25 protein-coding genes are annotated in these 23,918 nt (G+C 65.7%); 17 read left to right on the forward strand and 8 right to left on the reverse strand.

Annotated features, from left to right (window positions below; all coding sequences use genetic code 11):
- The first annotated feature begins 43 nt into the window (after positions 1 to 43).
- Positions 44 to 907 carry an LLM class flavin-dependent oxidoreductase gene (locus G6N67_RS04580; RefSeq protein WP_036433913.1) on the forward strand — a complete coding sequence of 288 codons (864 nt, stop codon included), beginning with the start codon at positions 44 to 46 and terminating at the stop codon, positions 905 to 907.
- Between the two features lie 9 nt (positions 908 to 916).
- Here G6N67_RS04580 and G6N67_RS04585 read toward each other — a convergent pair whose 3' ends face one another.
- Positions 917 to 2,053, reverse strand: a complete 1,137-nt coding sequence (locus G6N67_RS04585; protein WP_036433911.1) for an ROK family protein — start codon at positions 2,051 to 2,053, stop codon at positions 917 to 919.
- 149 nt (positions 2,054 to 2,202) lie between these two features.
- Here G6N67_RS04585 and G6N67_RS04590 point away from each other — a divergent pair, with 149 nt between their 5' ends.
- On the forward strand, positions 2,203 to 3,426 hold the full coding sequence (locus G6N67_RS04590; protein ID WP_036433909.1) for an MFS transporter: 1,224 nt from the start codon (positions 2,203 to 2,205) through the stop codon (positions 3,424 to 3,426).
- On the opposite strand, the gene G6N67_RS04595 is transcribed toward G6N67_RS04590, so the two are convergent.
- The gene (locus tag G6N67_RS04595) at positions 3,413 to 3,793 is read right to left on the reverse strand and encodes a DUF5709 domain-containing protein (RefSeq protein ID WP_036433907.1); all 381 of its coding nucleotides are present in this window, start codon (positions 3,791 to 3,793) and stop codon (positions 3,413 to 3,415) included. The two genes, G6N67_RS04590 and G6N67_RS04595, sit on opposite strands and share 14 nt — an antisense overlap.
- Positions 3,794 to 4,042: 249 nt before the next feature.
- Between G6N67_RS04595 and G6N67_RS04600 the strand changes: the two genes are divergently transcribed.
- The 6 genes from G6N67_RS04600 (at position 4,043) to G6N67_RS04625 (ending at position 9,288) form a co-directional block, all read left to right on the forward strand.
- Positions 4,043 to 4,495, forward strand: coding sequence for a DUF5994 family protein (locus tag G6N67_RS04600; protein WP_036433905.1), 453 nt, complete (start codon positions 4,043 to 4,045; stop codon positions 4,493 to 4,495).
- 80 nt (positions 4,496 to 4,575) lie between these two features.
- On the forward strand, positions 4,576 to 4,758 hold the full coding sequence (locus G6N67_RS04605) for a cold-shock protein (RefSeq protein WP_131524722.1): 183 nt from the start codon (positions 4,576 to 4,578) through the stop codon (positions 4,756 to 4,758).
- Between the two features lie 37 nt (positions 4,759 to 4,795).
- Positions 4,796 to 5,599 (forward strand): transglutaminase-like domain-containing protein, encoded by an 804-nt coding sequence (locus G6N67_RS04610; RefSeq protein WP_036433903.1) that lies wholly within the window; start codon positions 4,796 to 4,798, stop codon positions 5,597 to 5,599.
- Positions 5,600 to 5,642: 43 nt separating this feature from the next.
- Positions 5,643 to 6,806 (forward strand): glycosyltransferase, encoded by a 1,164-nt coding sequence (locus tag G6N67_RS04615; protein WP_036433901.1) that lies wholly within the window; start codon positions 5,643 to 5,645, stop codon positions 6,804 to 6,806.
- Positions 6,807 to 6,844: 38 nt separating this feature from the next.
- Positions 6,845 to 7,822 carry a hypothetical protein gene (locus tag G6N67_RS04620; RefSeq protein ID WP_051578820.1) on the forward strand — a complete coding sequence of 326 codons (978 nt, stop codon included), beginning with the start codon at positions 6,845 to 6,847 and terminating at the stop codon, positions 7,820 to 7,822.
- A 35-nt stretch (positions 7,823 to 7,857) separates the two neighbouring features.
- Positions 7,858 to 9,288 carry a glycoside hydrolase family 130 protein gene (locus G6N67_RS04625; protein WP_230022249.1) on the forward strand — a complete coding sequence of 477 codons (1,431 nt, stop codon included), beginning with the start codon at positions 7,858 to 7,860 and terminating at the stop codon, positions 9,286 to 9,288.
- Between the two features lie 518 nt (positions 9,289 to 9,806).
- Here G6N67_RS04625 and G6N67_RS04630 read toward each other — a convergent pair.
- Positions 9,807 to 10,970 (reverse strand): acyl-CoA dehydrogenase family protein, encoded by a 1,164-nt coding sequence (locus G6N67_RS04630; RefSeq protein WP_036433895.1) that lies wholly within the window; start codon positions 10,968 to 10,970, stop codon positions 9,807 to 9,809.
- A 52-nt stretch (positions 10,971 to 11,022) separates the two neighbouring features.
- Between G6N67_RS04630 and G6N67_RS04635 the strand changes: the two genes are divergently transcribed.
- The 4 genes from G6N67_RS04635 to G6N67_RS04650 all read left to right on the forward strand — a co-directional run bounded on the left by G6N67_RS04635 (position 11,023) and on the right by G6N67_RS04650 (position 13,952).
- Entirely contained in the window at positions 11,023 to 11,583 is a 561-nt protein-coding gene (locus G6N67_RS04635; RefSeq protein WP_036433893.1) for a TetR/AcrR family transcriptional regulator, read from the forward strand.
- 136 nt (positions 11,584 to 11,719) lie between these two features.
- Positions 11,720 to 12,016 (forward strand): hypothetical protein, encoded by a 297-nt coding sequence (locus tag G6N67_RS04640; RefSeq protein WP_036433891.1) that lies wholly within the window; start codon positions 11,720 to 11,722, stop codon positions 12,014 to 12,016.
- A gap of 167 nt (positions 12,017 to 12,183) precedes the next feature.
- Entirely contained in the window at positions 12,184 to 12,510 is a 327-nt protein-coding gene (locus tag G6N67_RS04645; protein ID WP_036433889.1) for a hypothetical protein, read from the forward strand.
- 47 nt (positions 12,511 to 12,557) lie between these two features.
- Positions 12,558 to 13,952, forward strand: a complete 1,395-nt coding sequence (locus tag G6N67_RS04650; RefSeq protein ID WP_036433887.1) for an acyl-CoA dehydrogenase family protein — start codon at positions 12,558 to 12,560, stop codon at positions 13,950 to 13,952.
- Between the two features lie 3 nt (positions 13,953 to 13,955).
- On the opposite strand, the gene G6N67_RS04655 is transcribed toward G6N67_RS04650, so the two are convergent.
- A complete protein-coding gene (locus G6N67_RS04655) occupies positions 13,956 to 15,035 on the reverse strand; it encodes a tartrate dehydrogenase (protein ID WP_036433885.1) in 1,080 nt (359 codons plus the stop codon).
- 79 nt (positions 15,036 to 15,114) lie between these two features.
- On the opposite strand from G6N67_RS04655, the gene G6N67_RS04660 reads away from it, so the two are divergent.
- From G6N67_RS04660 to G6N67_RS04675, 4 genes are all read left to right on the forward strand, one after another.
- Positions 15,115 to 15,735: a VOC family protein gene (locus tag G6N67_RS04660; RefSeq protein WP_036433883.1), complete on the forward strand. Its 621-nt coding sequence runs from the start codon at positions 15,115 to 15,117 to the stop codon at positions 15,733 to 15,735.
- Positions 15,736 to 15,770: 35 nt separating this feature from the next.
- On the forward strand, positions 15,771 to 15,950 hold the full coding sequence (locus tag G6N67_RS04665; RefSeq protein WP_036435842.1) for a helix-hairpin-helix domain-containing protein: 180 nt from the start codon (positions 15,771 to 15,773) through the stop codon (positions 15,948 to 15,950).
- Positions 15,950 to 16,405, forward strand: a complete 456-nt coding sequence (gene rnhA / locus G6N67_RS04670) for a ribonuclease HI (protein ID WP_036433881.1) — start codon at positions 15,950 to 15,952, stop codon at positions 16,403 to 16,405. Before G6N67_RS04665 ends, rnhA begins: the two co-directional genes overlap by 1 nt.
- Before the next feature lie 104 nt (positions 16,406 to 16,509).
- Positions 16,510 to 16,803 carry a putative quinol monooxygenase gene (locus G6N67_RS04675; protein ID WP_036433880.1) on the forward strand — a complete coding sequence of 98 codons (294 nt, stop codon included), beginning with the start codon at positions 16,510 to 16,512 and terminating at the stop codon, positions 16,801 to 16,803.
- Positions 16,804 to 16,835: 32 nt separating this feature from the next.
- Here the strand turns inward: G6N67_RS04675 and G6N67_RS04680 are convergent, their stop codons facing one another.
- Both G6N67_RS04680 and G6N67_RS04685 read right to left on the reverse strand, forming a co-directional pair.
- Positions 16,836 to 17,963 carry a PrpF domain-containing protein gene (locus G6N67_RS04680; RefSeq protein ID WP_036433878.1) on the reverse strand — a complete coding sequence of 376 codons (1,128 nt, stop codon included), beginning with the start codon at positions 17,961 to 17,963 and terminating at the stop codon, positions 16,836 to 16,838.
- A gap of 128 nt (positions 17,964 to 18,091) precedes the next feature.
- Positions 18,092 to 19,486 carry an SLC13 family permease gene (locus G6N67_RS04685; RefSeq protein ID WP_036433876.1) on the reverse strand — a complete coding sequence of 465 codons (1,395 nt, stop codon included), beginning with the start codon at positions 19,484 to 19,486 and terminating at the stop codon, positions 18,092 to 18,094.
- 143 nt (positions 19,487 to 19,629) lie between these two features.
- Between G6N67_RS04685 and G6N67_RS04690 the strand changes: the two genes are divergently transcribed.
- Positions 19,630 to 20,547: a LysR family transcriptional regulator gene (locus G6N67_RS04690; RefSeq protein ID WP_036433874.1), complete on the forward strand. Its 918-nt coding sequence runs from the start codon at positions 19,630 to 19,632 to the stop codon at positions 20,545 to 20,547.
- Between the two features lie 10 nt (positions 20,548 to 20,557).
- On the opposite strand, the gene G6N67_RS04695 is transcribed toward G6N67_RS04690, so the two are convergent.
- Positions 20,558 to 22,819, reverse strand: a complete 2,262-nt coding sequence (locus G6N67_RS04695; RefSeq protein WP_036433872.1) for an ATP-dependent DNA ligase — start codon at positions 22,817 to 22,819, stop codon at positions 20,558 to 20,560.
- A gap of 9 nt (positions 22,820 to 22,828) precedes the next feature.
- Positions 22,829 to 23,908 carry an ABC transporter ATP-binding protein gene (locus G6N67_RS04700; RefSeq protein WP_036433870.1) on the reverse strand — a complete coding sequence of 360 codons (1,080 nt, stop codon included), beginning with the start codon at positions 23,906 to 23,908 and terminating at the stop codon, positions 22,829 to 22,831.
- Between the last annotated feature and the right edge of the window lie 10 nt (positions 23,909 to 23,918).

Consider the following 23,918-nt stretch of genomic DNA (forward strand, 5'->3'; position numbering starts at 1 on the left):
CGACTTTCCCCACAGATTTAGAACACGTTCTAGTCTGGGCGTCATGCGGTTCACCTATGCCGAAGCCATGACCGACCCCACCTACTACATCCCGCTCGCCCGGGCCGCCGAAGCGGCCGGGTATCACGCGATGACCATCCCGGACAGTGTCGCCTACCCGTTCGAATCCGACTCGAAATATCCCTATACCCCTGACGGGAACCGGGAGTTTCTCGACGGCAAGGCCTTCATCGAGGCCTTCGTGATGGCGTCGGCACTGTGCGCGGTGACCACGACGCTCAAGTTCAACTTCTTCGTCCTCAAACTGCCGATCCGGCCCCCGGCCCTGGTCGCCAAGCAGGTGGGCTCGCTCAACGCATTGTTCGACAACCGGCTCGGCCTCGGGGTTGGCACCAGCCCGTGGCCCGAGGACTACGAGTTGATGGGCGTGCCGTTCGTGCGCCGGGGCAAGCGGATGGATGAGTGCATCGACATCATCCGCGGCCTGACCAGCGGCGACTATTTCGAATACCACGGCGAGTTCTACGACATCCCCAAGACCAAGATGACCCCGGCGCCCTCGAAACCCGTGCAAATCCTGGTCGGCGGCCACGCCGACGCCGCGCTGCGCCGCGCCGCGCGCTGCGACGGCTGGATGCACGGCGGCGGCACCGACGATCTCGACACACTCATCAAGCGGCTCAACCAGATTCGTGAGGAAGAGGGGCAGACCGGCCCGTTCGAGATCCACGTCATCTCAGGTGACGCCTTCACGGTCGACGGCATCAAACGCCTTGAGGACAAGGGTGTCACCGACGTGATCGTCGGATTCCGGCTGCCCTACATCAAGGGCGAGGACACCGAACCGCTCGACCGCAAGATCCGGCATCTGGAGAAGTTCGCCGAGCATGTGATCGCGAAGGTCTGACTTTCCGGCTCAGGCCCGGTCGATCGCGGCCGGGCTCAGCACCTCGTCCAAAACCATGGTGGCGCAACCGATCACGCCCGACCGGTCCCCGTAGGTCGACGGCGCGACCTGCAGCGTCCGAGTGGCCAGCGCAGTGGCGTTGCCGTACAACGTTTCTCGCAACCCGGCGACAAAGATGTCGTAAGCCCGCGCCATGTCGCCCGCCACCACGAGCATCGCGGGGTTGAGCAGATTGACCGCGGCGGCGAGCACTTCGCCGATGTGGCGACCGCTGTCGCGGATCATCCGGCGCGCGTCGGCGTCGCCGTCGTGCGCGAGCTGCACCAGATCGCGCACATGGTTGACGCCTTCGCGGTCCAGCTCGGCCACCAACGCCCAGCCCCCGGCGACGGCCTCCAGGCATCCGGTGTCGCCGCACCGGCACGGCAGGCCTGCCGCGGCCGGGGTCTTGTTGTGGCCCAACTCGCCCGCGGCCTGGACCGCACCGCGTTGCAGCGCACCGCCCGCGATGATGCCGGTGCCGATACCGGTGGACGCCTTGAGCACGAGCAGATCATCGACGGCCCGCCGGTCCTCGCTGCGCCGCTCGGCGAGCGCGATGACGTTCACGTCGTTGTCGATGACGACGGGGGCGTCGGTGAGCTCGCGAAGGTAGGTGTGCAGTTCTACTCCGTCCCAGCCGGGCAGGATCGGCGAGTCGAGGCTCGCGCCGCGCACGCGGTCGACCGTGCCCGGCAGGCTCGCCCCGACCCCGTAGACCGGCTCGCCCGCGCGGGCGTCGAGCATCGCGTCGAGCCGCTTGACCACGTCGGGCATGAGGTCGCCGGGTCCGAGATCGGGCTGCTGATCGATGTCGGTGAGGTCGAGCACGTCGCCGGCCAGGTTGCACACGGCCAGCCGGGTCCGGCTGCGGCCGATGGCCGCGGACAGCACCACGCCCGCGTCGGCGTTGAACGACAGCAGCGCGGCCGGACGGCCGCCCGTGGACGGCGCCTGCTCGGTCTCGACCACGAGCCCACGCTCGGCCAGGACCGCCACCCGGGCCGCCACCGCGGTTCGCGACAGCCCGGTCAGCTGACCGATCTCGGCGCGGGTGACATCCCGGCGTGCCCTGATCAGCGCAAGAACATCGCCGACAGTTGACATGCGTCCAGCGTAACTTCGCTCACTTTGGCATTCAAAATGCAAAAGTAAGTTGATGGAACATCAGAAGTGCCGCTAGCGTTGCAAGCGCAGTTCTCGCCAATGCCGTCCGAGAGCTCCTTTTCAAGCCTCTATCGGAAAGCCGTATCGCCATGACGACTTCCCTCGAACGCCCCGCCGGCCCCGCCTCGGTTGTCGCACCTGACCCCACGGTGCGATGGCTCGCGGTGTTCGCCCTGGCCATGGGCGGCTTCGGCATCGGTACCACCGAATTCGTCGCGATGGGCCTACTGCCCGACATCGCATCGGGCTTCGGCATCACCGAACCCACCGCGGGCCATGTGATCTCCGCCTACGCCCTCGGCGTCGTGGTCGGTGCACCCGTCATCGCGGCCCTGACCGCGCGGGTACCCCGCCGCATCCTGCTGCTCGGCCTGATGACCGTCTTCACGCTCGGCAACCTGGCCAGCATGGTCGCGCCGTCCTACGAAACACTGGTCGCTGCCCGATTCGTGGCCGGTCTGCCGCACGGCGCCTTCTTCGGGATCGCCGCGCTGGCGGCCGCACACCTCATGGGTCCGCAGAACCGGGCCAAGGCCGTCGCGCATGTGCTGTCCGGCCTGACGATCGCGACGGTGCTCGGCGTGCCGCTCGCCTCCTGGCTCGGTCAGGCCCTGGGCTGGCGCAGCGCGTTCGGCCTCGTGGTGGCCATCGGACTGGTCACCCTCACGGCCCTGTGGTTCTGGCTGCCCGATCAACTGCGGTCCATGCATGTCACGAGCCCCTTGACCGAGCTCAGCGCGCTGCGCAGGCCGCAGGTCTGGCTCGCGGTGCTCGTCGGCATGATCGGCTTCGGCGGCATGTTCGCGGTGTACACCTACATCAGCACCACGATGACCGACGTCGCCGGGCTCTCACGCTCGCTCGTCCCGGTCGCGCTCATGATGTTCGGGCTCGGCATGGTCGTCGGCAACCTCGTCGGTGGCCGGCTGGCCGATACGTCGGTGATCCGCGCGCTGTACCTGTCGATGAGCGCGCTCGGCGTGCTGCTCGCGGTGTTCGTGGTCGCGTCGCACAATCCCTGGACCGCACTTCTGGTGCTGTTCGGGATCGGCGCCGCGGGCTCAGCCGTCGGCCCCGCGCTGCAGACCCGGCTCATGGACGTCGCGCACGACGCGCAGACGCTCGCCGCGGCGCTCAACCACTCGGCGCTCAACATCGGCAACGCGACCGGTGCGTGGGTCGGCGGGCTCGTGATCGCGGCGGGCTACGGCTACACCGCCCCGGCCGCCGCAGGCGCACTGCTCGCGGTCGGCGGGCTGCTGGTGTTCACCGTTTCGGTACTGCTGCAGCGGCGCACCGCTACTCGTCGATGATGTGGACCGCGGCCTCTTCCGCAGAGGCCGCGCCCCCGTCGATGCCGACGTCACTTCCGAGCAGTTCGGCCTCGTCGTCCTCACCGAACCCCGCATTGGGCGCCACCAGCCGGCCCGAGCGCCGATCCCCCACCTCGTCGTCACCGGCCTGCTCGTCCCGATAGTCGTCATCGTCGAGTTGCATCGCCGGATCGGGTTCTTCCTCGGCCAACAACTCGTCGAGCGTCTCGTGGTCGCGGGGCTCGCGCCAGCGGTCCGGCGGCGAGTAACCCTCGTCGAGCAGGTCGTCCACACCCCGGTCGATCAGGGTGTCTTCCTGAGTCAACTGGTCATCCTCGTCGACGCTGTATTCGTCAGGACTGCTCATGACTCAACGATGCCCCATGCGGGCCGGTCCTCGCACGTCGAAGTGAGACCGAAGAGACCAAACGGGCAGGGGCAGGGTGTGCGGGGCTACAGTCCTCGGTGCGCAGCGCTCAGCTGGGCATTCGGGCTCATGTGGATAACCGCGTAGGCTGAGGTCATCGGCGGTACTTCGTCGCGTGACTGGATCAATGTCATGCCGTCGCCGGTTCGACAACATTGACCGGCTCGCGGTCAAGGCGGGAGCGTCACGATGACGCCGAAGATTCATACGTCCCCAACTCAGCGCACAGCGCCCGAACACACACCGCGATTGCGGCTGAAGCCCAAAGCTCCGTGTACCGGATATGTGGACGGCGCATGGTGGCCGCACACCAGCAACCTCAGTACAGAGCTACCAGACCTGTTGGCGGTGTTGTCCGTGCGCCTCGGACAGATCGACCGCGTGCTTTACAACGTCCACGAGTGGTCCACAGCGCCCACGAAACTCACCACCGGTGGACGGCGGGTTCGTCTCGACGGATACCAGCGGCAACCGGTCAACACCATCGAAGTCGTTGGGCTGGACCGCAACAGGATCGTGCTTCTTACGGTCCCTGCCGCGACAGATCCGGCCGAAGCGCACTGCGCGCTCATGAGTGCGGCGAGCCCCAACAACCGTTCGACGGTGACCGACCTCCTTACCGCCGCGCAGCACGCAGACTAGTTGCGTCAATTTTCCGTTGAACTTCAACGGATTTCGGTGCATATGCGTGCATCCATCCCACACGAGAAGACAGGGTCTGCATGGCTGAAGGGAATGTGACGTGGTTCGACCATGAGAAGGGCTTTGGCATCATCTCTCCACGGATGATCCGCAACCGCACCGATATCGGTTTGTCCATCGCGAAACAGCGTGCATCATATGCCGATTCGCATGTCGATCTGGCGCCCGCCGAATGTCTCTCCACCGTTGGGCACGGAAAGTGATGGTCCGCAGCATTGCCGTTGATGGACGTTTGGCGCTGTGAAAAGAGATGTGGGCGTACAGCTCGATGTCGAGATCGCCGGGCCGACTTCATTGGAATTCCAGATTGCCGTTGCTCAGCAGATGAATACCGAAGTGTTCGAGTCGTTTTGCTTTGATATGAACGGCGAGCGGGTACAGCCGATCGAGATCATGGGAATGCACGGTAGCCGTATCCACAAACTGGAGGCCGAACAAGGCCGGCTAACTGTCGATTACACGGCCACGATAATCGGCCGCGCCGAACCGTCGCCGGTGACCGAGTACGACCTTTCCATGTATCTACGTCCGAGTCGGTATGCCGAGGCCGACAAATTCTTTGGGTTCGCCGCAGCAGAATTCGGCAACTACTCAGACTCGGGAACGCTGTTGGAGAAGGTTTCGTCATGGGTTAGCAACAGGCTGAGCTATGTCCCCGGCTCAAGTGATCCGATCGACGGCGCGGTCGACACCATGCTGGCCGGTGCGGGAGTATGTCGCGACTTTGCGCACCTGGTGGTGGCATTACTGCGGGCGGTAAACGTACCCGCTCGGGTCGTGTCGGTATACGCACCGGGTTTGCAGCCAATGGATTTTCATGCGGTAGCCGAGGCATTCGTCGACGGCTGCTGGCGCGTGATCGACGGGACGCTGTTGGCGCCGAGGCAGAGCTTGGTACGCATCGCCACCGGGCGCGACTCCGCCGACACGGCGTTCCTCGACAACCACATGGGGTCGGTCACCCTTGCCGAGATGAGGGTAATCGCCGTAGTCGACGGCGAACTCCCAAGGGATTCAATCGACCAGCTGGTATCGATCTGCTGACACGGCAAGGCTCAGAAAGAGGATCACCTTGAACGCTCCATCCATGACGTATCGCGCAACCGGCCATTCCGCGCGGCGAGGTCATTCTGTTCCGCTGACATTCGGGCTGCTCACCACCTACCCGCCGACCCCATGCGGGCTGGCGACGTTCAGCGCAGCGCTTGCCATAGGGTTGGCCGCCCACGGCGCTGACGTGCACGTGGTGCGGGTAACCGATGATTTGCCGTCAACCAGCAGCCGCGTCGTCGGGGAACTCATCAACGGTTCGACGGCCTCGGTCGCGGCGTGCCCGGATCTACTCAACCAGAATGATGTCGCAGTTATCCAGCATGAATACGGCATCTATGGTGGTGCTGACGGGGATGAGGTCGTGGACATCCTCGGCAGTTTGGACATCCCATCCATCGTGGTCGCCCACACGGTTCTCGAGAAGCCGACCAGACATCAGCGTTCAGTACTCGAAGCGATTGTGGCGCTGTCGGATCGGGTCGTCGTGATGTCCGAGGCGGCGAATCGGCGATTGTGCCGGAGCTTCGATGTCGAGCACCGGAAGGTCATCACGATCCCGCACGGTGCAACCGTCCCGGTCACAGCCCCGCCCAAGCGCGCAGGCAGACCCACCCTGTTGACGTGGGGCCTGCTCGGACCCGGCAAAGGTGTCGAACGGGTCATCGACGCAATGAGCGCGCTGCGCCAGCTCAACGACCGTCCGCGCTATCTCATCGCCGGCCAGACACACCCGAAGGTTCTCGCCGTCGATGGCGAGCGGTATCGCGATGCCCGCACGGAGCAGGCGCGGCGCAGGGGTCTGTCCGATGCTGTGCACTTCGATCCCGACTACCGCGACGCGGCGTCACTGGGGGCGCTGGTCCAATCCGCTGCAGTGGTCGTGCTGCCCTACGACTCGACCGATCAGGTCACCTCTGGTGTGCTTGTCGACGCGGTGGCGAATGGACGTCCCGTTGTGGCCACAGCATTTCCGCACGCAGTCGAACTCCTGGGTACCGGGGCGGGCATCGTCGTCGGCCACAACGATCCCGATGCGCTGACCTCGGCGCTGCACGGAGTGCTCACCAAGCCACTACTCGCCCGCGACATGGCCGCGGAGGCTCGCCGGCTAGCTCCCACGTTGGCGTGGTCCGCCGTGTCCGAGTCGTATCGAACAGTGGCGCAAGAGATTCTGTCGGAACAGGCGATGAACTTGTGACCGACATACCGCAGCCCAAGTTTGACCATCTGTTACGGATGACGGACGCGCGCGGAACGTTCGAGCATGCCGAGTTCGCTGAAGCGCGGACGGAAACCGGGTACTGCACAGATGATATGGCGCGTGTCCTCGTCGTCACCGCGCGGGAACGCGGCGCCGGCGGAGCAATCCACCGCCTTGCCGGAGTAGCGCTGCGGTTCCTCAACGAGGCACAGACCCTGAGTGGCGCATGCCGTAATCGGATGGACAGCGCGGGCACATGGGTCGACGAACCGGCCGTGGAGGATCCCTGGGGTCGTTGCCTGTGGGGCCTGGGGACCGCCGCCGCACACAGTGATGTCCGAGTGGTTCGGAAGTTGGGCGTCATCCAGTTCGAACGCGCCGCGCAAAGCCGGTCTGTTTGGCCACGGGCGATGGCATACGCGGCACTGGGTGCCGCGGAGCTACTCACGGTCGTACCCGGAAACGCGGCGGCTCGGGCACTTGTCACCGACTACGTTGCTGGGATCCCCGCGCCAACCGGCAACCCGGCATGGCCGTGGCCCGAGACGCGGCTCACCTACGCCAATGCGGTTCTCGCAGAGGCGATGATTGCGGCAGGTGTTGCGCTCGACATGTCCCCTCTGTTGAACCGAGGCTTGGATCTGTTGGGTTGGCTGGTCGAGAGCGAAACATCGGACGGCCACCTCTCACCGACACCGATCACGGGTCGATCGGTCCATGATCTACGCCCGGGGTTCGATCAACAACCGATCGAGGTCGCTGCCCTTGCGGATGCCTGCGCCAGGGCCGCCACAGTGGACCCGCGGCCAATCTGGCCCGTCACCGTACGAGCGGCGGCGGCCTGGTTTCAAGGCGCCAACGACGCCGGGGAGGTCATGTGGGATCCACAGACAGGTGGCGGATTCGACGGTCTTCATGCTGACGGGGTCAACCTCAATCAGGGCACAGAATCGACACTGGCCGTGATCTCGACTTTTCAGCAGGCACAGCGTTTCTTGCCTGATCCGCCGTGACGTCACTCCGCGTCGTCCGCAGTCCGCAGCGCGTGGTGGCCGACCCGTCGCGCGTCGTCACCCGGTTGTTCGTACCGGGGCAAGAGGGGTTCGAACGACAGGAATCCCGGGCGGGGGCGGCGCTCGCGCGAATCTTGGCGCTGGACGAGGCTGAGGTGCGTTTGGCACTGGAAGACGTCATAGGTCGCCATGGCGGGCGCCACCGTAATCTCGTTGACACCCTCCGCCGGCACGCCGACGAACTCGCGGACCGGTTGAGCCCTGGCACAGACCTGTCCGAACCACGAAAGTTACTGCTGGGAGCTGTGTTCACCAATGAGTACGCCGTGGAGGGAGCAGCGCTGTGCAATCCCAGCATCGTGCAGCATCCGGATCAGGCGGGAACGCTGACGGGCAGCCTGAGATTCGTGATGAGTGTACGAGGAATTGGCGAGGGGCACCGTTCGACCATCGGTTTCCGGACGGGCACGATCGACACAGCCGGCTGCGCCGTCGTTTCCGACGCGGCGCCGTTCGCCACTACGCAGGAAGCCGTGCCGACGCTGCTAGACGCGGCTGTCTTCCGCTGCGAGCTGATGAGGCTGAACGACGCGGGCGAAACGGCCGAGTACGTGTTGGGCGCACTCGGAGACCGGTTCACCCGCTCTGACCTCGACGAGCGACTGGATCTGTTGCAGCGACACCGCAGCACTCGCCGGCACGCGCCGGAGACGATCGCGTTGTTCAGAGGTATCGCCGACCGGGCTTACGACGTCGAATTCCCCAGCGATACCGAGCTTTCCGAGCGCATACTGTGGCCGGCGACCGATGCGGAGGCCGCCGGTGTCGAGGATGCTCGCTTTGTCCGCTTCGTCGACGACGACGGAGCGGTCACCTTTTATGCGACCTACACGGCGTACAGCGGCACCCGCATAAGTCAGCAGCTCCTGACCACCACGGATTTCCGGACCTTCACCTCGGCACCGATGGTGGGGCCGGCCACCGCCAACAAGGGCTTGGCGTTGTTCCCTCGCCGCATCAACGGGCGTTTCGCTGCCATGTCGAGATCCGACCGCGAGTCCAATACCATCGCCTTCGCCGATCACCCTTTGGTGTGGGGCAATTCGCTGCCGTGTCAGCGCCCGTCAGCACCATGGGAAACACTGCAATTGGGCAACTGTGGTCCGCCTATCGAAACGGAAGCCGGCTGGCTGGTGCTTACGCATGGGGTGGGCCCAATGCGCAACTATCGCATCGGAGCCATCCTGCTCGACCTCGACGATCCGACCCAGATAGTCGGTCGAATGACCGAACCGCTACTTGCCCCAGCCGTCGACGAGAGGGACGGCTACGTGCCCAACGTCGTTTACTCCTGCGGCGCGCTGGTGCACGCCGGGATCCTGGTACTGCCGTACGGTTACAGCGACGTCGCCATCGGGATCGCGAACGTGTCCATGCGCGAACTCATTGGTGCTTTGACCACGTGAGCCGTGCCGCCGCTAATCCGTGTGTCCAACACCGCAGCCAAGTCGGCCGGTCGGTTTGCGGTTCCTGACGGCGTACGGCACAGCATCGGTCGTCAACGGGTACCCGCACCACGCTCGTTGCAGGCATGGGAAACCGCGCGACCGCCCAAAGCGGTTATTTGGCAAGGCTCCCCGACACCCGTAGACTCGATCGATGGCGCCGAAATGCCCCCGATGCGGCAGCACCGGCATGTATCCACTACCCAAGACCACTCCTAGTCCCATCGCCACCGGTGGCACCAGCGGGCGGCGCTGGGAATGTTTCGACTGCGGCAAAAAAGTCTTCCGTAAAGGATCGGACCCTGACGCTCCTGCCGTAGAGCAGGTCTGAACTCGACGACGCTCGCTCAAACACGGTGACTTGACGACTCCGAGGCGTCGAAGTAGTGGCTCCTTCGATACGAAAACTGTTCGTCTACAACATGAGTGATTACATTTCTGGTCGGTTCAGCTCAGCACGTTCATGGTCGGCCTCCACCTCACAGCGAGCGGCTGATGATCTCCTTCATGATCTCGCTGGTACCGCCGTAGATCTTGTTGACGCGGGCCGCAGCGTAGGCCCGGGCGATCGGGTACTCCATCATGTAGCCGTAACCCCCGAAGAACTGCACACACCTGTCGACGACTGAGACGCCCTTGTCGGCGGCGACGAGTTTCGCCATCGACGCGGTGGCCGGGTCGATCGCGCCGTCGATCAGCTGCTGCACGCAGTAGTCGACCGTGGTCTTGATGGACAGCACCTCGGCCTTGAGCTCTGCGAGTTCGAACCTGGTGTGCTGGAACTTGATCAGCTCGCGCCCGAAGGCTTCCCTCTGCTTGGTGTACTTGATGGCCTCCAGCACCGCGGCTTCGGCCATGCCCGCACAGATGGACGCGATCACCAGCCGTTCGCGGGCCAACTGCTCCATCAGCTGGTAGAAGCCGAGACCCTCCTGTGCGCCAAGCAGATTGGCTGCGGGCACGCGCATGTCGGTGAAGAACAGTTCGCGTGTGTCCTGGCCGTGCTGGCCTACCTTCTCCAGCACCCGGCCGCGTTCGAAACCCTGCAGCTGATCATTGGTCTCGGCGACGATCAACGACACCCCCGCCGCGCCGGCGGCCGGATCGGTCTTGGCGACGATGACCAGCAGATCGCAGTGTGAACCATTGGAGATGAACGTCTTCGAGCCGTTGATCACGTAGTCGTCGCCGTCCCGGACAGCCGTGGTGCGCACGGCCTGCAGGTCTGATCCGGTGCCCGGCTCGGTCATCGCGATCGCGAGCACCAACTCGCCGCTGATGACCTTGGGCAGCCAGCGCCGCTTCTGCTCGTCCGTGCAGTAGGTGTTGAGATAGTGCGCCACGATCGGCGAGTGCACCGACCAGCCGGAGGCCGAATCATGGGCGAGCGCAAACTCTTCGGCGACGATGGCCGAGTATCCGAAGTCACCGCCCGTCCCGCCGTACTCCTCGGGCAGGTCGAGGCCGAGCAGACCTGCGTCACCGAGCTTGGTCCAGAACTCGCGGTCCACCTGATGGTTGCGGGCCCAGCGTTCCTGGTTGGGGGTCGCTTCCTTACGCAGAAACTCCGCGGCGTGCTTGCGCAACTCGCGGTGCTGATCGCTTTCCCACGTGGCGCGGTAGTTGGGGAACAGTTCCGACATGCCGCAGACGATACACTTGTATCGTTTGTTGGTCGATCGTATAGGGGTGCGGATGCTCGACGAGGATCTGACCGCCAAGGCTCGCATTCGTAACGCAGCCCTGGAGCTGTACTCACGCCATGGCGCCGAAGGCGTCTCGCTGCGAGCCGTCGCCGCGACCGCCGGCGTTACCCTCGGCCTGGTCCAACACCACTTCAAGACCAAGGCAGGACTCGGCCAGGCGGTCGACCGACTCGTCGCGGAGCGCTTCGCGACGACGTTGGCGCAGGTTCCACCCGACGCCTCGACCGCCGAGCGCGACGAGGCCGTGCGGGAGATGCTGCGGAACAACCCACCGGTGGTGAACTATGTGCGGCGCGCGCTGCTCGATCCGGCGGCAGACCGACTGCACCTGCTCGACGTTCTCGTCGAGCTGACCCAGCGCGAGGTGAGCGCGCTGCGCCACGCCGGCCGTGCATCGACAAAACGCCGTGAGTCCACGCAGATCGTCGCGGTCCTGGTACGGCAGATGGGCGAACTGCTGCTGCAGCCGATGGTGGACGCGATCTGGGACCGCGTCGCCACACCGGCCGTCGACGGCAAGCCACGACTGCGCGTCAGCGTCGACGACTAGACACCGCGCATTCTGAGAAACTTTGCAATTTCCGCTGTGAATTCTGGAATTTTCCGACGCGATCCGGAATTGGAGGTTATAGGCGGCAACCGGAAGTAGCGGGACTACCGGTACGCCTGCAATGGAGGGTTGGGAAATGAAGAAATCTGCGTTCGTTGTGCTCGGCGCGACCGCGCTGGCCTCAACTGCATTCGCCTTCGGCGGCACGGCCGCCGCCGCACCGACACAGCAGTCGGTGGACCAGACCGTCAAGAGCCTCGAAACCAGTGGCTACCACGTCATTGTCAACCGGACCGGGGCTGCGCCGCTGTCCAGTTGCACAGTCGCCGGGGTCCGCCCGGGACAGACGCACGTCACCGAGGACTCCCGCGGTGGCGGCTCGATCAACGCCACCGTCATCTCGAAGACGGTATATGTCGACGTCCTCTGCTGAGTGGGAATAAAACAAGGCACACAATTGTTAAGGGAGCCAAACCGCTCATAACGGTTTGACGAGAATTGATGCCTGCAATCGGCCGCACAATTTGTGCGGCCGATTGTTTTTGTGTTGCGGTTCGCGAGCGATCCGACTTGTCGGACGGTCGGCGTAGCCTATCGAACATGAGTTCGACATTGATATCGGAGCGGGACATCGAGCGGACGGTCGTGGGCGACGCCCTCGATCACCTGAACGCGGCCTGCAGGGAAATAGACGCGCTGTCGGTGCACGCACTGACCCGGACGGAACTCCAGGAGGTCTTGAGCCGGCTCAACGCCGGTGAGAAACGCCTGGCGACCGCTCAACAACGGCTGCTCGGCCGGATGGTGGCCACTCACAACGTCTCGCCACCTCGGTTCGACCCGGCCGAGGTGCTGGCCAGGAGGCTGCGCATCTCACCGGCCGAAGCGCGGAGGCGGATCGCGGAGGCGGGCGAACCTCCGGGCTGAGGTCACCGCCGCGTTCGACGGCGCGCAGAGTGGGTACCCGAGTCGTCGTGGCTTTCGACCTCACCCCCACTGCCGCACAGCACGACCTGGCGCGACGGACTCACGAGTTCGCCGTACAGGTCGTCCGGCCGGTCGCGGCCGACTACGACCGCCGGCAGGAGTTTCCGTGGCCGGTGCTCGAAGAAGCAGCCGCTCAGGGTTTCTACAGTCCGCTGTTCTACCGCGACCTCATCGGTGACCCGACAGGCCTGTCCCTGCCGATGTTCATGGAGGAGCTGTTCTGGGGCTGCGCGGGCATCGGCCTTGCCGTCGTGATGCCGGCCCTGGCGCTGTCGGCGATCGGGCAGGCCGCGTCACCCGAGCAGATGCTGCAGTGGGCGCCCGAATGTTTCGGCACACCCGGCGATCTCAAGCTCGCGGCGTTGGCCATCTCCGAGCCCGAGGGCGGCAGCGATGTGCGCAACCTCCGCACCCGGGCACACCGGGACGGGTCCGGACCGGACGCTGACTGGATCATCAACGGCCACAAGATGTGGATCGGCAACGGCGGCATCGCCGATGTGCATGTGGTCAACGCGGTGGTCGACGAAGAACTCGGCCACAAGGGGCAGGCCCTGTTCATCGTGCCAGGTGGTACGCCGGGGCTGGAGATGGTCCGCAAACTCGACAAGCTGGGCTGCCGCGCCTCGCACACCGCAGAGCTGAAGTTCAACGACGTCCGGGTGCCTGCCGCGAACCTGCTCGGCGGACACGAGAAGCTCGAGCACAAGCTCGCGCGGGCTCGCGAAGCCGTCGAGGGTGCGCGGCATTCCGGCTCGGCCACGTTGGGCACCTTCGAGCAGACCCGGCCGATGGTGGCCGCGCAAGCCCTCGGGATCGCCAGGGCCGCATTGGAATACGCCACCGAATACGCCAACCGCCGGGTCGCCTTCGGCGGTCCGATCATCGACAATCAGGGCATCGCGTTTCCGCTCGCCGACCTGGCCACCCAACTCGACGCCGCGCGGCTGCTCACCTGGCGGGCATCCTGGATGGCGGCCACCGGGGTGCCGTTCGACCGCGGCGAGGGTTCGATGTCGAAACTGGCGGCCAGCGAGGTCGCGGTGCACGCCACCGAACGGGCCATCCAGACGATGGGCGGGTGGGGCTACGTCTCAGATCACCCGGTCGAGAAGTGGTACCGGGATGCCAAGTTGTACACCATCTTCGAGGGCACCAGTGAGATCCAGCGCATCGTCATCTCGCACGCGCTCGGCGCGGCCGACGGAAAGCCACCGCTGCACGTCGACCTGGAACCGTCCGGCGGGCCGTTGAACCGGTGGTTCGGACGCGGCACGCCGCTGCGCACCCGGGCGGCCAACGCGGCGCTGTCGGCCAAGGACAGCGTGCCCGCACCGATCATGCAGCTGGCGATGAAAGTGCTGCGCCCGCCCCGCAAGTGACCGTCATGGCGCCGTCACCGCATCGGCGATTTCCTCGCCGAGTGCGCTCGTCGTTGCGGTACCGCCCATATCGGGAGTGAGGGTGTCACCGCCGCGCGCCAGGACGGTCTCGATGGCAGCGAGCACCGCGGCCGCGGCGTCGGGCTCACCGAGATGTTCGAGCATCAATGACGCGCACCAGATCTGCCCGACGGGATTGGCGATCCCGCGCCCGGCGATGTCGGGCGCGGAACCGTGCACGGGTTCGAACAGGCTCGGGAAGGTGCGCTCGGGGTTGATGTTGGCGCTGGGCGCGATGCCGATGGTTCCGGTGCAAGCCGGGCCGAGATCGGAAAGGATGTCGCCGAACAGGTTTGAGGCAACGACGACGTCGAACCAGTCCGGGTGCATCACGAAGTTCGCGGTCAGGATGTCGATGTGGTACTTGTCCACGGCGATGTCGGGATAGTTCGCGGCCATCGCCTGCACCCGCTCGTCCCAGTACGGCATCGTGATCGCGATGCCGTTGCTCTTGGTGGCCGACGTGAGGTGCTTCTTCGGGCGGCTCTGCGCAAGGTCGAACGCGAACTTCAGGATCCGGTCGACACCGACCCGGGACATGACGGTTTCCTGTATCACCACTTCCCGCTCGGTACCTTCGAACATCTTGCCGCCGACGCTGGAGTACTCGCCCTCGGTGTTCTCCCGCACGACGTAGAAGTCGACGTCGCCGGGGTTGCGCCCGGCCAGCGGGCTGCGGACGCCGGGCATCAGCCGGACCGGCCGCAGGTTCACATACTGGTCGAAGGCGCGGCGGAACTGCAGCAGGCTGCCCCACAGCGAAATGTGATCGGGCACCACCTCGGGCCAGCCGACGGCCCCGAAGAAGATCGCGTCGAATCCGCGCAGCTCGTCGAACCAGTTGTCGGGCAACATCTTTCCGTGTTTGACGTAATAGTCGGCGCTGGAGTGGTCGAAATGCTCGAAGTCGAACGTCAGCCCGAACTTCGACGCCGCGGCGTTCAGCACGCGCAAACCCTCGGGCATGACCTCGGTGCCGATGCCGTCTCCCGGGATCACGGCGATGCGATGGGTCTGGGTCATGCGCGTGGTCCTCTCGTCGATCGCCTGCCTACTCCACAATGATTGCAGCCGGAACCACCGACGATGGGATGCCTGGTCCATGACTGTCACGATCGACGAGTTCGAAGTCGCGGATCCGCCGGACGCCTGGATCCGCGCTGGGTTCACGGTCGACTCCGACGCCGTCTGTCGTGTCGGCGGAGTTCGCGTCCGGCTGGTCGAGCGCGGCAGCGGCATCACCGCGTGGTCGCTGCGTGGCCTCCCGCCGGCCGTGGGCCTCGTAGACGGAATCCCGACGAGGGACTCGGCCACGGCCCCCGCACGGCCGGCCACTCACCCGAACGGCGTGACCGCGATCGACCACGTCGTGGTGATGTCCCCGGATCTGGATCGGACCGTCGCAGCACTGGCCGCGATCGGGGTGGCCCCGCGCCGCGAACGCGACGGCGAACTCGGCGGACGGCGGATCCGGCAGGTTTTCTTCCGGTTCGGGGAGGTGATCGTCGAGGTGGTCGGGTCGCCCGAGACCGCGGGTGTCGGCCCGTCGACGCTCTGGGGCATCACGTATGTCGTCGCGGATATCGACGCGACCGCACTGTTCTTCGGCGACCGCATCGGGCCGGTCAAGGACGCGGTCCAACCGGGCCGCCGGATCGCCACTCTCCGCCACCGCGACCTGGGCATGTCGTCCCCGACCGCGGTCATCTCGGCGAGTCGATGATCCGGGGAACCGCCACAGTTGCCTATCCTCAGCGCATGACCGACCGCGGTGCGCACTTCGACGGCATCCAGATCGGCCGGCCCGCGACGGGCGCGCTCATCGATGCGGGCTACCGAACCGTCGCGGATCTGCCCGCAGATCTCGATACGCTCCTCGCCCTGCACGGCGTCGGACCGAAGGCAGTGCGGCTGCTGCGTGAGGCACAGGAGAATTGATGAGTAGCGATGTCGTCGTCATCCACACCGACGGCGGATGCCGGCCGAACCCGGGCCCGGGCGGCTGGGGCGCGGTGCTGCGCCACCGTGAGCATGTGCGCGAGATGTACGGCGGCGAGTCCGGCGTCACGAGCAACAACCGCATGGAGCTGACGGCGCCGATCATGGCCCTCGAGGCACTCACCAGACCCGTGGTGGTGCACCTGTACACCGACAGCACGTACGTCCGCAACGGCATCACCAAATGGGTGCTCGGGTGGGAACGCAACGGCTGGCTCACCGCCGCCAAGGCGCCCGTGAAGAACGTCGACCTGTGGCAGCGGCTTCAGGCCGCGTGCGCGCGCCACCAGGTCGAGTGGTTCTGGGTGAAAGGACACTCAGGTGTCGGCGACAACGAGTTGGCCGACGAGCTGGCGACGCGGGGTATGCAGGAAGCGCTCGCCCCAGTCCACTGACCGCAGCGCGGCGACGCCGGCATCCGAAGAGGCGCAGTACATCACGGGAACCGAGCTGGTTGGCGCCGGCGGCCTCATCGAGAAGCGCGGCTAGGCTTGCCCGTATGGCGATCACGGTGTTGTTGGAACTCAAGTTCAAGCCCGAATCGGTGGGCGCAGCGCGCGAGTTGTTCGGTAGGGCGCTGCAGGACACGCGAAACTTCGAGGGCAATCTGGTCACCGATGTGATCATCGACGAAGCCGACGAAGCACACTGGATCATCTACGAACGCTGGGATTCCGTCGAGCACGACGAGGCGTACCGGGCCTTCCGCGCGGCCGAGGGCAGACTCGTCGATCTGCCTGCCCTGTTGGCCGAACCCGCCGTCAAGACCCGCTACCTCGACAGCGACGTCTGATGCTCGGGGTGTACGGGCGGCGAGGACGCCCATCACCCGGCAGCGTCGACCAATGCCGGTGCGGCGACGAATAATTCGGCCACCGCAAGGCGGCGGGCGGCGCGGTGCAGGGTCACCGAATCCAGCGCACCGGCGGGCGTGAAGGACAGGTCCAGGTGCAGAACACCGGCGGGGGTTCCCAGCCTCAGGCTGCGTGATCCCGATCGGCGCATCGCATGTGAGACGACGCTGCCACCCACGGTGGACGCAGCTGCGACGGCGACGGCAGAGGTGAGGCCGATCGCGGGGTGCGGGGCAAGCATCGACACCATGCGCACCGAGACGTCGTACTCGTCACCGCTGATCGCTTCGCCCGTGGTGGTGCGATAGTCCCGCGGCGGGCCGACGATACCGACCTTGGGAATGGCGTGGCTGATCGGATCTCCGGGCTTGCTCAGACCCATCCGCAGGGACGCCTCCTGCCGCAATGCGACGAGCAGCGGCAAGTGCTCGGCGATGGTGGCGTTGTCCTCGGCGCCCGTGAGACCCAGCCCGGCAGCGTCGAACAGTGCCGCCGGGGCGCCGGCAACGACCATGGTGGCCGCGTAGCGACTGCCGGCCGCGGCGACTGCGTCGATCGCGTTACCCGTGGGCAGCATCTGCGTCCCTGCCGAAAGACCGGTGAAACTCAGCCCGACAGGCACCCCCAGCGCGGTCGTGCCGGGCACAGCGGCATTGCCCTCGCTGGGGATCCGCCCACCGGGCGTGGGGATCTCGGCATTGAGGACTGCGCCGGTGTTCTGGTTTCGCATCCGGACGACGGTCACCCCGTCGTCGACGGCGACAAGACCGGACTGCAGCGCATAGAGGCCGATCGCGGTGGCGCAATTGCCACAGTTGCTGCCCCACTCCACCCGGCGGTCGCCGATCGCCACCTGGGCGAAGAGGTAATCGATGTCGATGCCGGGTTGCGGCGACCGGCGCACGATGGCCGCCTTCGATGTGGTCGAACTGCCCCCGCCCACGCCGTCCAGCTGGCGCGGATCGCCGGAGCCGAAGGCCGAGGTCAGCAGGGCGTCGAGGCCTCCTGCCTGTGCGATGAGCGGATCGACGTCGACGGCGTTGAACAGCCAGCACTTGCTGGTACCACCGCGCATCCAGGTGCTACGAAGCGTGAACATGTCTACCTGCCTTCCGCACTACGCGGCGAAAACCTGACCAGAGACAACCCTGATCGATATGGGAGTGAAGAACAATCGCGAATTTGGAGAGGGGGTTCCAGTTTTGCTAAACCCCGTGCTGCGCGGGCCTAGACGAGGGCCGGCACGGCGACCAGCAAGAGCCAGCACAGGGCGGGTGCGACGGCGACGACAACGCCGGCGTTGAGCAACAGTTGGCGGTAGAACCGCGGCCTGTCGATGCCTTGAGCGTTGGCCAGCACCAGCGCGCCGTTGGTCGAGAAGGGCGAGACGTCGACGACCGTTGCCGATATCGCCAGCGCCGCGACCACGCCGACAACCGGCAGTGCCCCGGTTTGCAGCAGCGGTAGCGCCATGGGGATGACCGCGGTGAGCAGGGCCGTGGACGACGCGAATGCCGAGGTGACGCCGATGACGTAGCAGAGCACGACCGCGACCAGCAGCGGCGCGCCAACGGTGATGGCCATCTCGGCGAGATGGTCGATGGTGCCGATCTCCTGGAGGACAGAGATATAGGTGACCATGCCCGCGACGAGGAGCACGGTCGACCAGCTGATCCCGGCGATGGCCTCGCTCTGCTTGGACAGGTCGGTGAAGGCCAGTACCGCGCCGGCGGCGATCGCAATGAAGCTGATCGGCAGGTGGAACACCAGCACGAGGACCAACACGATGCCGATGAGGGCCAGGGTGAGTTTCTGCACACGGGTCACCGGCACAGGCGCGGCGTCCAACAGAACGTCGGTGGACACGGGCCGGGTGAGCAGTCCGGTGCTGGTGGCGCCGGAAACGCCACCGGCAGGCACACGGTCAGGACCATGCGCGGGAACCGCACCGGACGGCCGGGTATCGGAGGATCCGTCGGTGATCGCGCTGCCCGTGGCGCTGAACTCCAGGTTCTGCATGCGGGCCAGGGTTGCGTAGCCGATCACGGTGAGCACCGACAGCAGCAGGTTGATGCCGTAGCTGGCAAAGAACAGCGTCCAGGCGCTCATGCTCAGGCCGCTGGACTCGACGATGTCGTGGACCAGCACACCCGAGACCGAGATCGGGGAGAACGCACCCGCGTGGGCGCCATTGATCGTCATGATGCCCATGACCAGCGGGCTCATCTTGGTCCGCGCGGCGAACGACATCGCGGCCGGCGAAATCAACGCGACCGCGGCCGGGCTGAAGGTACCCAGCGCGGTCAGCACCGAGGCACAGAAGAAGAACACCCACGGCACGACGGTGACGCGCCCCCGCACGCCGCGGATGCACGCGTTGACCAGCAGGTCGATCGTGCCGTTCTTCTTGGCCATGCCGAAGAAGTACGTCACGCCGATGATGGTCAGCACGATCGAGCTGGGGAACTCCGCCAGAATCTCCTTGTCGTCGTATCCCAGCATGAACGCGCCCACCGCGAACGCGCCGATGAAACCCAGCATTCCGATGTTGATCGGGAAGAAGGTCGCGATGACGAACATCGCCACCAACGCGATCAGGGGCAGTAATTCGACAGAGGTCATGATGTGCTCTCAGTTTCCGGCGTCACACGCGTGCATTGATGATTACGTGAATCACAGTAGGAACGGCCGCACTTAACGACAATGTCGAGTTAGTACAGTGTGGTTCAATTCTGCTTAAGGCTGGCCCGCGACGAGGTGATGCGATGGATACGAACCGCATGTTCACGTTGCGCGAGGTCGCCGCCCACGGATCCATCACCGCGGCAGCCGAAGCCCTCGGCTACACCACCTCCGCGGTGTCGCAGCAGATCGCGAAACTGGAGAAGGAGGCCGGGCAGCCGCTCGTCGAGCGGCACGCACGCGGCATCGTGCTGACCGAAGCCGGACGGTCGGTGGTCCGGCATGCGGAACGCATCATGGTCGAACTGCAAGCCGCCGACGCCGAGCTCGCCGAGATTCGGGGACTACGCGCCGGCGTGCTCGCTATCGGCACCTTCCCCACAGCCGGTTCGTCGCTGTTGCCGCTGCTCGTCAAGGAGTTCAAGACGCGGCATCCGGGAGTGAACCTGACCGTGCTCAGCGGCCGGTTCGCCCGGTTGGTCGACGCGCTGCGCCGACGGGAGACCGAGTTGTCCCTGTTGTGGGATTACGAATGGAACCGGATCGACGATCCGACGCTGACCTATCACCATCTGATGAACGATCCGACGATGCTGCTGGTGTCCGAGCATCACCGGTTCGCCGATCGCGACTCGATCAACATCAACGAGTTGCGCCAGGAGGCCTGGGTCGTGCGTGCCGACGACCATCCCGTGGCGCAGACGCTGGAAAAGCTCTGCGCGCAAGGTGGATTCACGCCACGCACCAGCGTGTTCGCCCACGATTACGGCGAGGTGCAGGCCATGGTCGCGGTCGAACTCGGGGTGGCGATCGCGCCGCGACTCGCCGTGCTCAACCCGCGACCCGACGTGCGTTCCATCAGGCTGGGGACGCGACCACCGCAGCGCCGGATCCTCATGGCCCATCTCGCCGAACGGCGGCTGAGCCCCGCTGCGCACGAAGCCATTGCGGTGAGTGCCGCTGCGGCACGCCGACTCGAGGAGGGCTTCGACGCCCGGTGACCGGGCCCGATCACTCCCACACCACCTCGTCGGGCGTCTTGTCGGGCCGCAGCCCGCGCCAACTCGGCTGGCGCAACCGGTGGTCGGTGGTGCGTTCGCTGTAGCGGACCTCGCCGACCAACTCGGGCCGCACGAACGTCACTCCCCTGGCGTCGAGCCGGGGCAGCGGTTCGTCGAACGGTGATTCGTCGGTGTGCAACGGTTTGAGCAGCTCTTTGAGCTTGGCCAGTTCCTTCTCGGTGAAGCCGGTGCCGACGCGCCCGGCGAACTGCAGACCGCCGGGCCCCGGGACGCCGAGCATCAGCGCGCCGATCCCGCTCGAACGGCCGCCCTCCCCCTGGCGCCAGCCGCCGATCACCACTTCCTGGGTGTTCCAGAACTTGTCCTTGATCCACGAGGCCGAGCGGCGGCCCGGCTGGTAGGTGGAGTCGCGCTTCTTGGCGATGACCCCTTCGAACCGCTTCTCCCGTGCGTGCTTCATCGCTGCGGGCCCGCCGTTGCCGGGCAGCAGGTCGGGAACGATCACGCCGCCCCCGGCGGCCAACGCCTCCAGGAGCCGGCGGCGGTCAGAGTACTTGGCGCGCAACAATGATCGGCCGTCGAGCCACAGGAGGTCGAACGCCCAGAACTCGACCCGGGTCGACCGGGCCCGGTTCTGCATCTCGCCGAAGCTCGGTACCCCGGTCTCGTCGAGCGCGACGACCTCGCCGTCGAGTACCACATGATGGTCGGCGAGGTCGGCGGCCAGGGCCTTGAGTTGTGGATATTCACCGGTGACGTCGCGCCCCCGGCGGGAGCGCAGCTGCAATCGCCCTCGGTTGGCGTCGACGATCAGGCGGTAGCCGTCCCACTTGCCCTCGAAGGCCCATTGCGTGGCCTTGAGTTTGGCGACTGACCCCTCGGTGGCCAGCATGGGCGCGAAGTCCTGGGGCTGCGGGGATTTCTGGTCCTTCATCCGATGCGCAAGCCAGTTCTTGCCCTCGGTCTGGATGAGCGCGTATCGCCCGTCGATGCGGTCACCGCGCAGCGTGAAGATGACCTCACCGTTCGTGGCCTCGGGATCGTCATTGACCCGGAACTTCTCAGCCTCGTACGTTCCGGTGTCCCAGATGACCATGTCACCCGCGCCGTACTCGCCTTTCGGGATCGTGCCGTGAAAGTCCAGGTATTCGAGCGGATGATCCTCGGTGTGCACCGCAAGGTGATTTACCGAGGTGGTGTCGGGCAGGTTCTTCGGTACGGCCCAGCTCACCAGCACGCCGTCGCGTTCGAGCCTCAGGTCGTAGTGCAGCCTGCGTGCGTGATGTTCCTGGATCACGAACCGGTCGTTGTCACCCGTTGTGGCAACGCTTTTCGGAACCGGTTCGGGTGTTTTCGACGCATCGCGCATGCTGCGGTACGTCGTGAGCTTGTCGGCAACGGGCGCATCGTCGTCGAGCCCGGCCAGCAGGTCGCCGTCCTCGGAAACCCGTTGCAGCACTTCGTCGAACCGCAGGTGTCGCAGGTCGGGGTCGCCGATCTCGTCCCAGGTCCGCGGTGCGGCAACGGTGGGAAACTCGCGGCCGCGCAGCGAGTAGGGCGCGATGGTGGTCTTGGACCCGCTGTTCTGGCTCCAGTCGAGGAACACCTTGCCTGCGCGCAGGCTCTTGGTCATGGTCGCCGTCACCAGTTCGGGCATGGCATGTTCGAGCTGCTGGGCCACGCGCCGGGCCAGCACCGAGGCGCCGTGCGAGCTGACCGGTTCGGTGAGCGGCACATACAGGTGCAGGCCCTTGCTGCCGCTGGTGAGCGGATACGTCGTCAAACCGATGTCGCCCATCAGCTCACGCACGGCTTGCGCCACCTCGCACAGCTGATGCATCGTGACGCCCTCGCCTGGATCGAGATCGAACACGATGCGGGTGGCCGGTCCCTGATCGTTGCCCGCGAAACGCCATTGCGGCACATGCACTTCCAGCGCGGCCTGCTGGCCGATCCAGGCCAGGCCCTCTCGGGTGTCGATGATCGGGTAGGTCGTGGTTCCGGACTTGTGCACGATGGTGCCGCGCGCCAGCCAGTCGGGCGCCGACGACGCGAGTTGCTTCTCGAAGAACGACGCTTCGGTGACACCGTTCGGCCAGCGTTTGCGGGTCACAGGCCGGCCGGCGATGTGCGGCAGCATCACGTCGGCAATGCTCAGGTAGTAGTCGAACACCTCCGCCTTGGTGGTGCCGGTGGCGGGATAGAGCACCTTGTCGGGATTCGTCAGGCGAACCCGTTCGTAGCGCTCCATCCCTCCAGGTTAGATGCGCGCGCCCGTCTCGGGATGGAACAGATGCACGACGCCGTCCGGGTGTTTGCGCAGCCGGATGGTTTCGGCCAGCTTCGGGGCGGTGCGCGGATTGCACCGGGCCACCAGTTCCACGCCGGATCCCGAACCGGCGTGCGTGTAGACGTAGGCCTCGCTACCGAGATCCTCGACCAGGTCGACGACGACCTCGACGCCGCCGGAATCGGTGATCTCGAGCTGCTCGGGCCGGATACCGATGGTCACCTCGGACAGCCCGTTCAACCGGGACATCTGGTCGCGTTCTAGTTCCAGCGTCGAGTTCTCGCCGACCCGGACGCCGTCGGCCACCGTGGGCAGCTTGACGAGGTTCATGGCGGGTGAGCCGATGAATCCGGCGACGAATTCGTTGACTGGTTTGTCGTAGAGCTCCGACGGAGAGGCGAACTGTTGCAGTTTGCCGTTGCGCAGCACCGCAACCCGGTCGCCCATGGTCATGGCCTCGACCTGGTCGTGCGTCACGTAGACGGTGGTGGTGCCCAGCCGGCGCTGCAGTGCGGCGATCTGGGTGCGGGTCTGCACACGCAGTTTCGCGTCCAGGTTGGACAGCGGCTCGTCCATGCAGAACACCTGTGGTTCACGCACGATCGCGCGGCCCATCGCCACGCGCTGGCGCTGGCCACCCGAGAGCTTGGCCGGCTTGCGGTCCAGGAACGGCTCCAGGTCAAGCAGTTTCGCGGCTTCCTCGACCTTGCGGCGCCGCTCGTCGGCGGGCACACCGCGCAGCTTGAGCGCGAAGCCCATGTTCTCGGCGACCGTCTTGGTCGGGTACAGCGCGTAGTTCTGGAACACCATCGCGATGTCGCGATCCTTCGACGGCACCCCGGTCATGTCCTTGCCGCCGATCTCGATGGCGCCCTCGTCGATGTCTTCGAGGCCCGCGAGCATCCGCAGTGCGGTGCTCTTGCCCGAACCCGACGGGCCGACCAGCACCACGAACTCGCCGTCGGCGATGTCGAGGTTCAGCGAGTCGACGGCGAGCTTGTCCGACCCCTCGTAGATGCAGGACGCATTGCGATAAGTGATTGCAGCCATTGCTCTCAAC

This window comes from Mycolicibacterium mageritense (assembly GCF_010727475.1).
Lineage (GTDB): Bacteria > Actinomycetota > Actinomycetes > Mycobacteriales > Mycobacteriaceae > Mycobacterium > Mycobacterium mageritense.

What these genes read in the sequence shown, in the direction of transcription:
- G6N67_RS04580 (WP_036433913.1), top strand. Translation starts at nt 44, where the DNA reads ATGCGGTTCACCTATGCCGAAGCCATGACCGACCCCACCTACTACATC.
- G6N67_RS04585 (WP_036433911.1), bottom strand. Translation starts at nt 2,053, where the DNA reads ATGTCAACTGTCGGCGATGTTCTTGCGCTGATCAGGGCACGCCGGGAT.
- G6N67_RS04590 (WP_036433909.1), top strand. Translation starts at nt 2,203, where the DNA reads ATGACGACTTCCCTCGAACGCCCCGCCGGCCCCGCCTCGGTTGTCGCA.
- G6N67_RS04595 (WP_036433907.1), bottom strand. Translation starts at nt 3,793, where the DNA reads ATGAGCAGTCCTGACGAATACAGCGTCGACGAGGATGACCAGTTGACT.
- G6N67_RS04600 (WP_036433905.1), top strand. Translation starts at nt 4,043, where the DNA reads ATGACGCCGAAGATTCATACGTCCCCAACTCAGCGCACAGCGCCCGAA.
- G6N67_RS04605 (WP_131524722.1), top strand. Translation starts at nt 4,576, where the DNA reads ATGGCTGAAGGGAATGTGACGTGGTTCGACCATGAGAAGGGCTTTGGC.
- G6N67_RS04615 (WP_036433901.1), top strand. Translation starts at nt 5,643, where the DNA reads ATGACGTATCGCGCAACCGGCCATTCCGCGCGGCGAGGTCATTCTGTT.
- G6N67_RS04620 (WP_051578820.1), top strand. Translation starts at nt 6,845, where the DNA reads ATGACGGACGCGCGCGGAACGTTCGAGCATGCCGAGTTCGCTGAAGCG.
- G6N67_RS04630 (WP_036433895.1), bottom strand. Translation starts at nt 10,970, where the DNA reads ATGTCGGAACTGTTCCCCAACTACCGCGCCACGTGGGAAAGCGATCAG.
- G6N67_RS04635 (WP_036433893.1), top strand. Translation starts at nt 11,023, where the DNA reads ATGCTCGACGAGGATCTGACCGCCAAGGCTCGCATTCGTAACGCAGCC.
- G6N67_RS04640 (WP_036433891.1), top strand. Translation starts at nt 11,720, where the DNA reads ATGAAGAAATCTGCGTTCGTTGTGCTCGGCGCGACCGCGCTGGCCTCA.
- G6N67_RS04645 (WP_036433889.1), top strand. Translation starts at nt 12,184, where the DNA reads ATGAGTTCGACATTGATATCGGAGCGGGACATCGAGCGGACGGTCGTG.
- G6N67_RS04655 (WP_036433885.1), bottom strand. Translation starts at nt 15,035, where the DNA reads ATGACCCAGACCCATCGCATCGCCGTGATCCCGGGAGACGGCATCGGC.
- G6N67_RS04660 (WP_036433883.1), top strand. Translation starts at nt 15,115, where the DNA reads ATGACTGTCACGATCGACGAGTTCGAAGTCGCGGATCCGCCGGACGCC.
- G6N67_RS04665 (WP_036435842.1), top strand. Translation starts at nt 15,771, where the DNA reads ATGACCGACCGCGGTGCGCACTTCGACGGCATCCAGATCGGCCGGCCC.
- rnhA (WP_036433881.1), top strand. Translation starts at nt 15,950, where the DNA reads ATGAGTAGCGATGTCGTCGTCATCCACACCGACGGCGGATGCCGGCCG.
- G6N67_RS04675 (WP_036433880.1), top strand. Translation starts at nt 16,510, where the DNA reads ATGGCGATCACGGTGTTGTTGGAACTCAAGTTCAAGCCCGAATCGGTG.
- G6N67_RS04680 (WP_036433878.1), bottom strand. Translation starts at nt 17,963, where the DNA reads ATGTTCACGCTTCGTAGCACCTGGATGCGCGGTGGTACCAGCAAGTGC.
- G6N67_RS04685 (WP_036433876.1), bottom strand. Translation starts at nt 19,486, where the DNA reads ATGACCTCTGTCGAATTACTGCCCCTGATCGCGTTGGTGGCGATGTTC.
- G6N67_RS04690 (WP_036433874.1), top strand. Translation starts at nt 19,630, where the DNA reads ATGGATACGAACCGCATGTTCACGTTGCGCGAGGTCGCCGCCCACGGA.
- G6N67_RS04695 (WP_036433872.1), bottom strand. Translation starts at nt 22,819, where the DNA reads ATGGAGCGCTACGAACGGGTTCGCCTGACGAATCCCGACAAGGTGCTC.
- G6N67_RS04700 (WP_036433870.1), bottom strand. Translation starts at nt 23,908, where the DNA reads ATGGCTGCAATCACTTATCGCAATGCGTCCTGCATCTACGAGGGGTCG.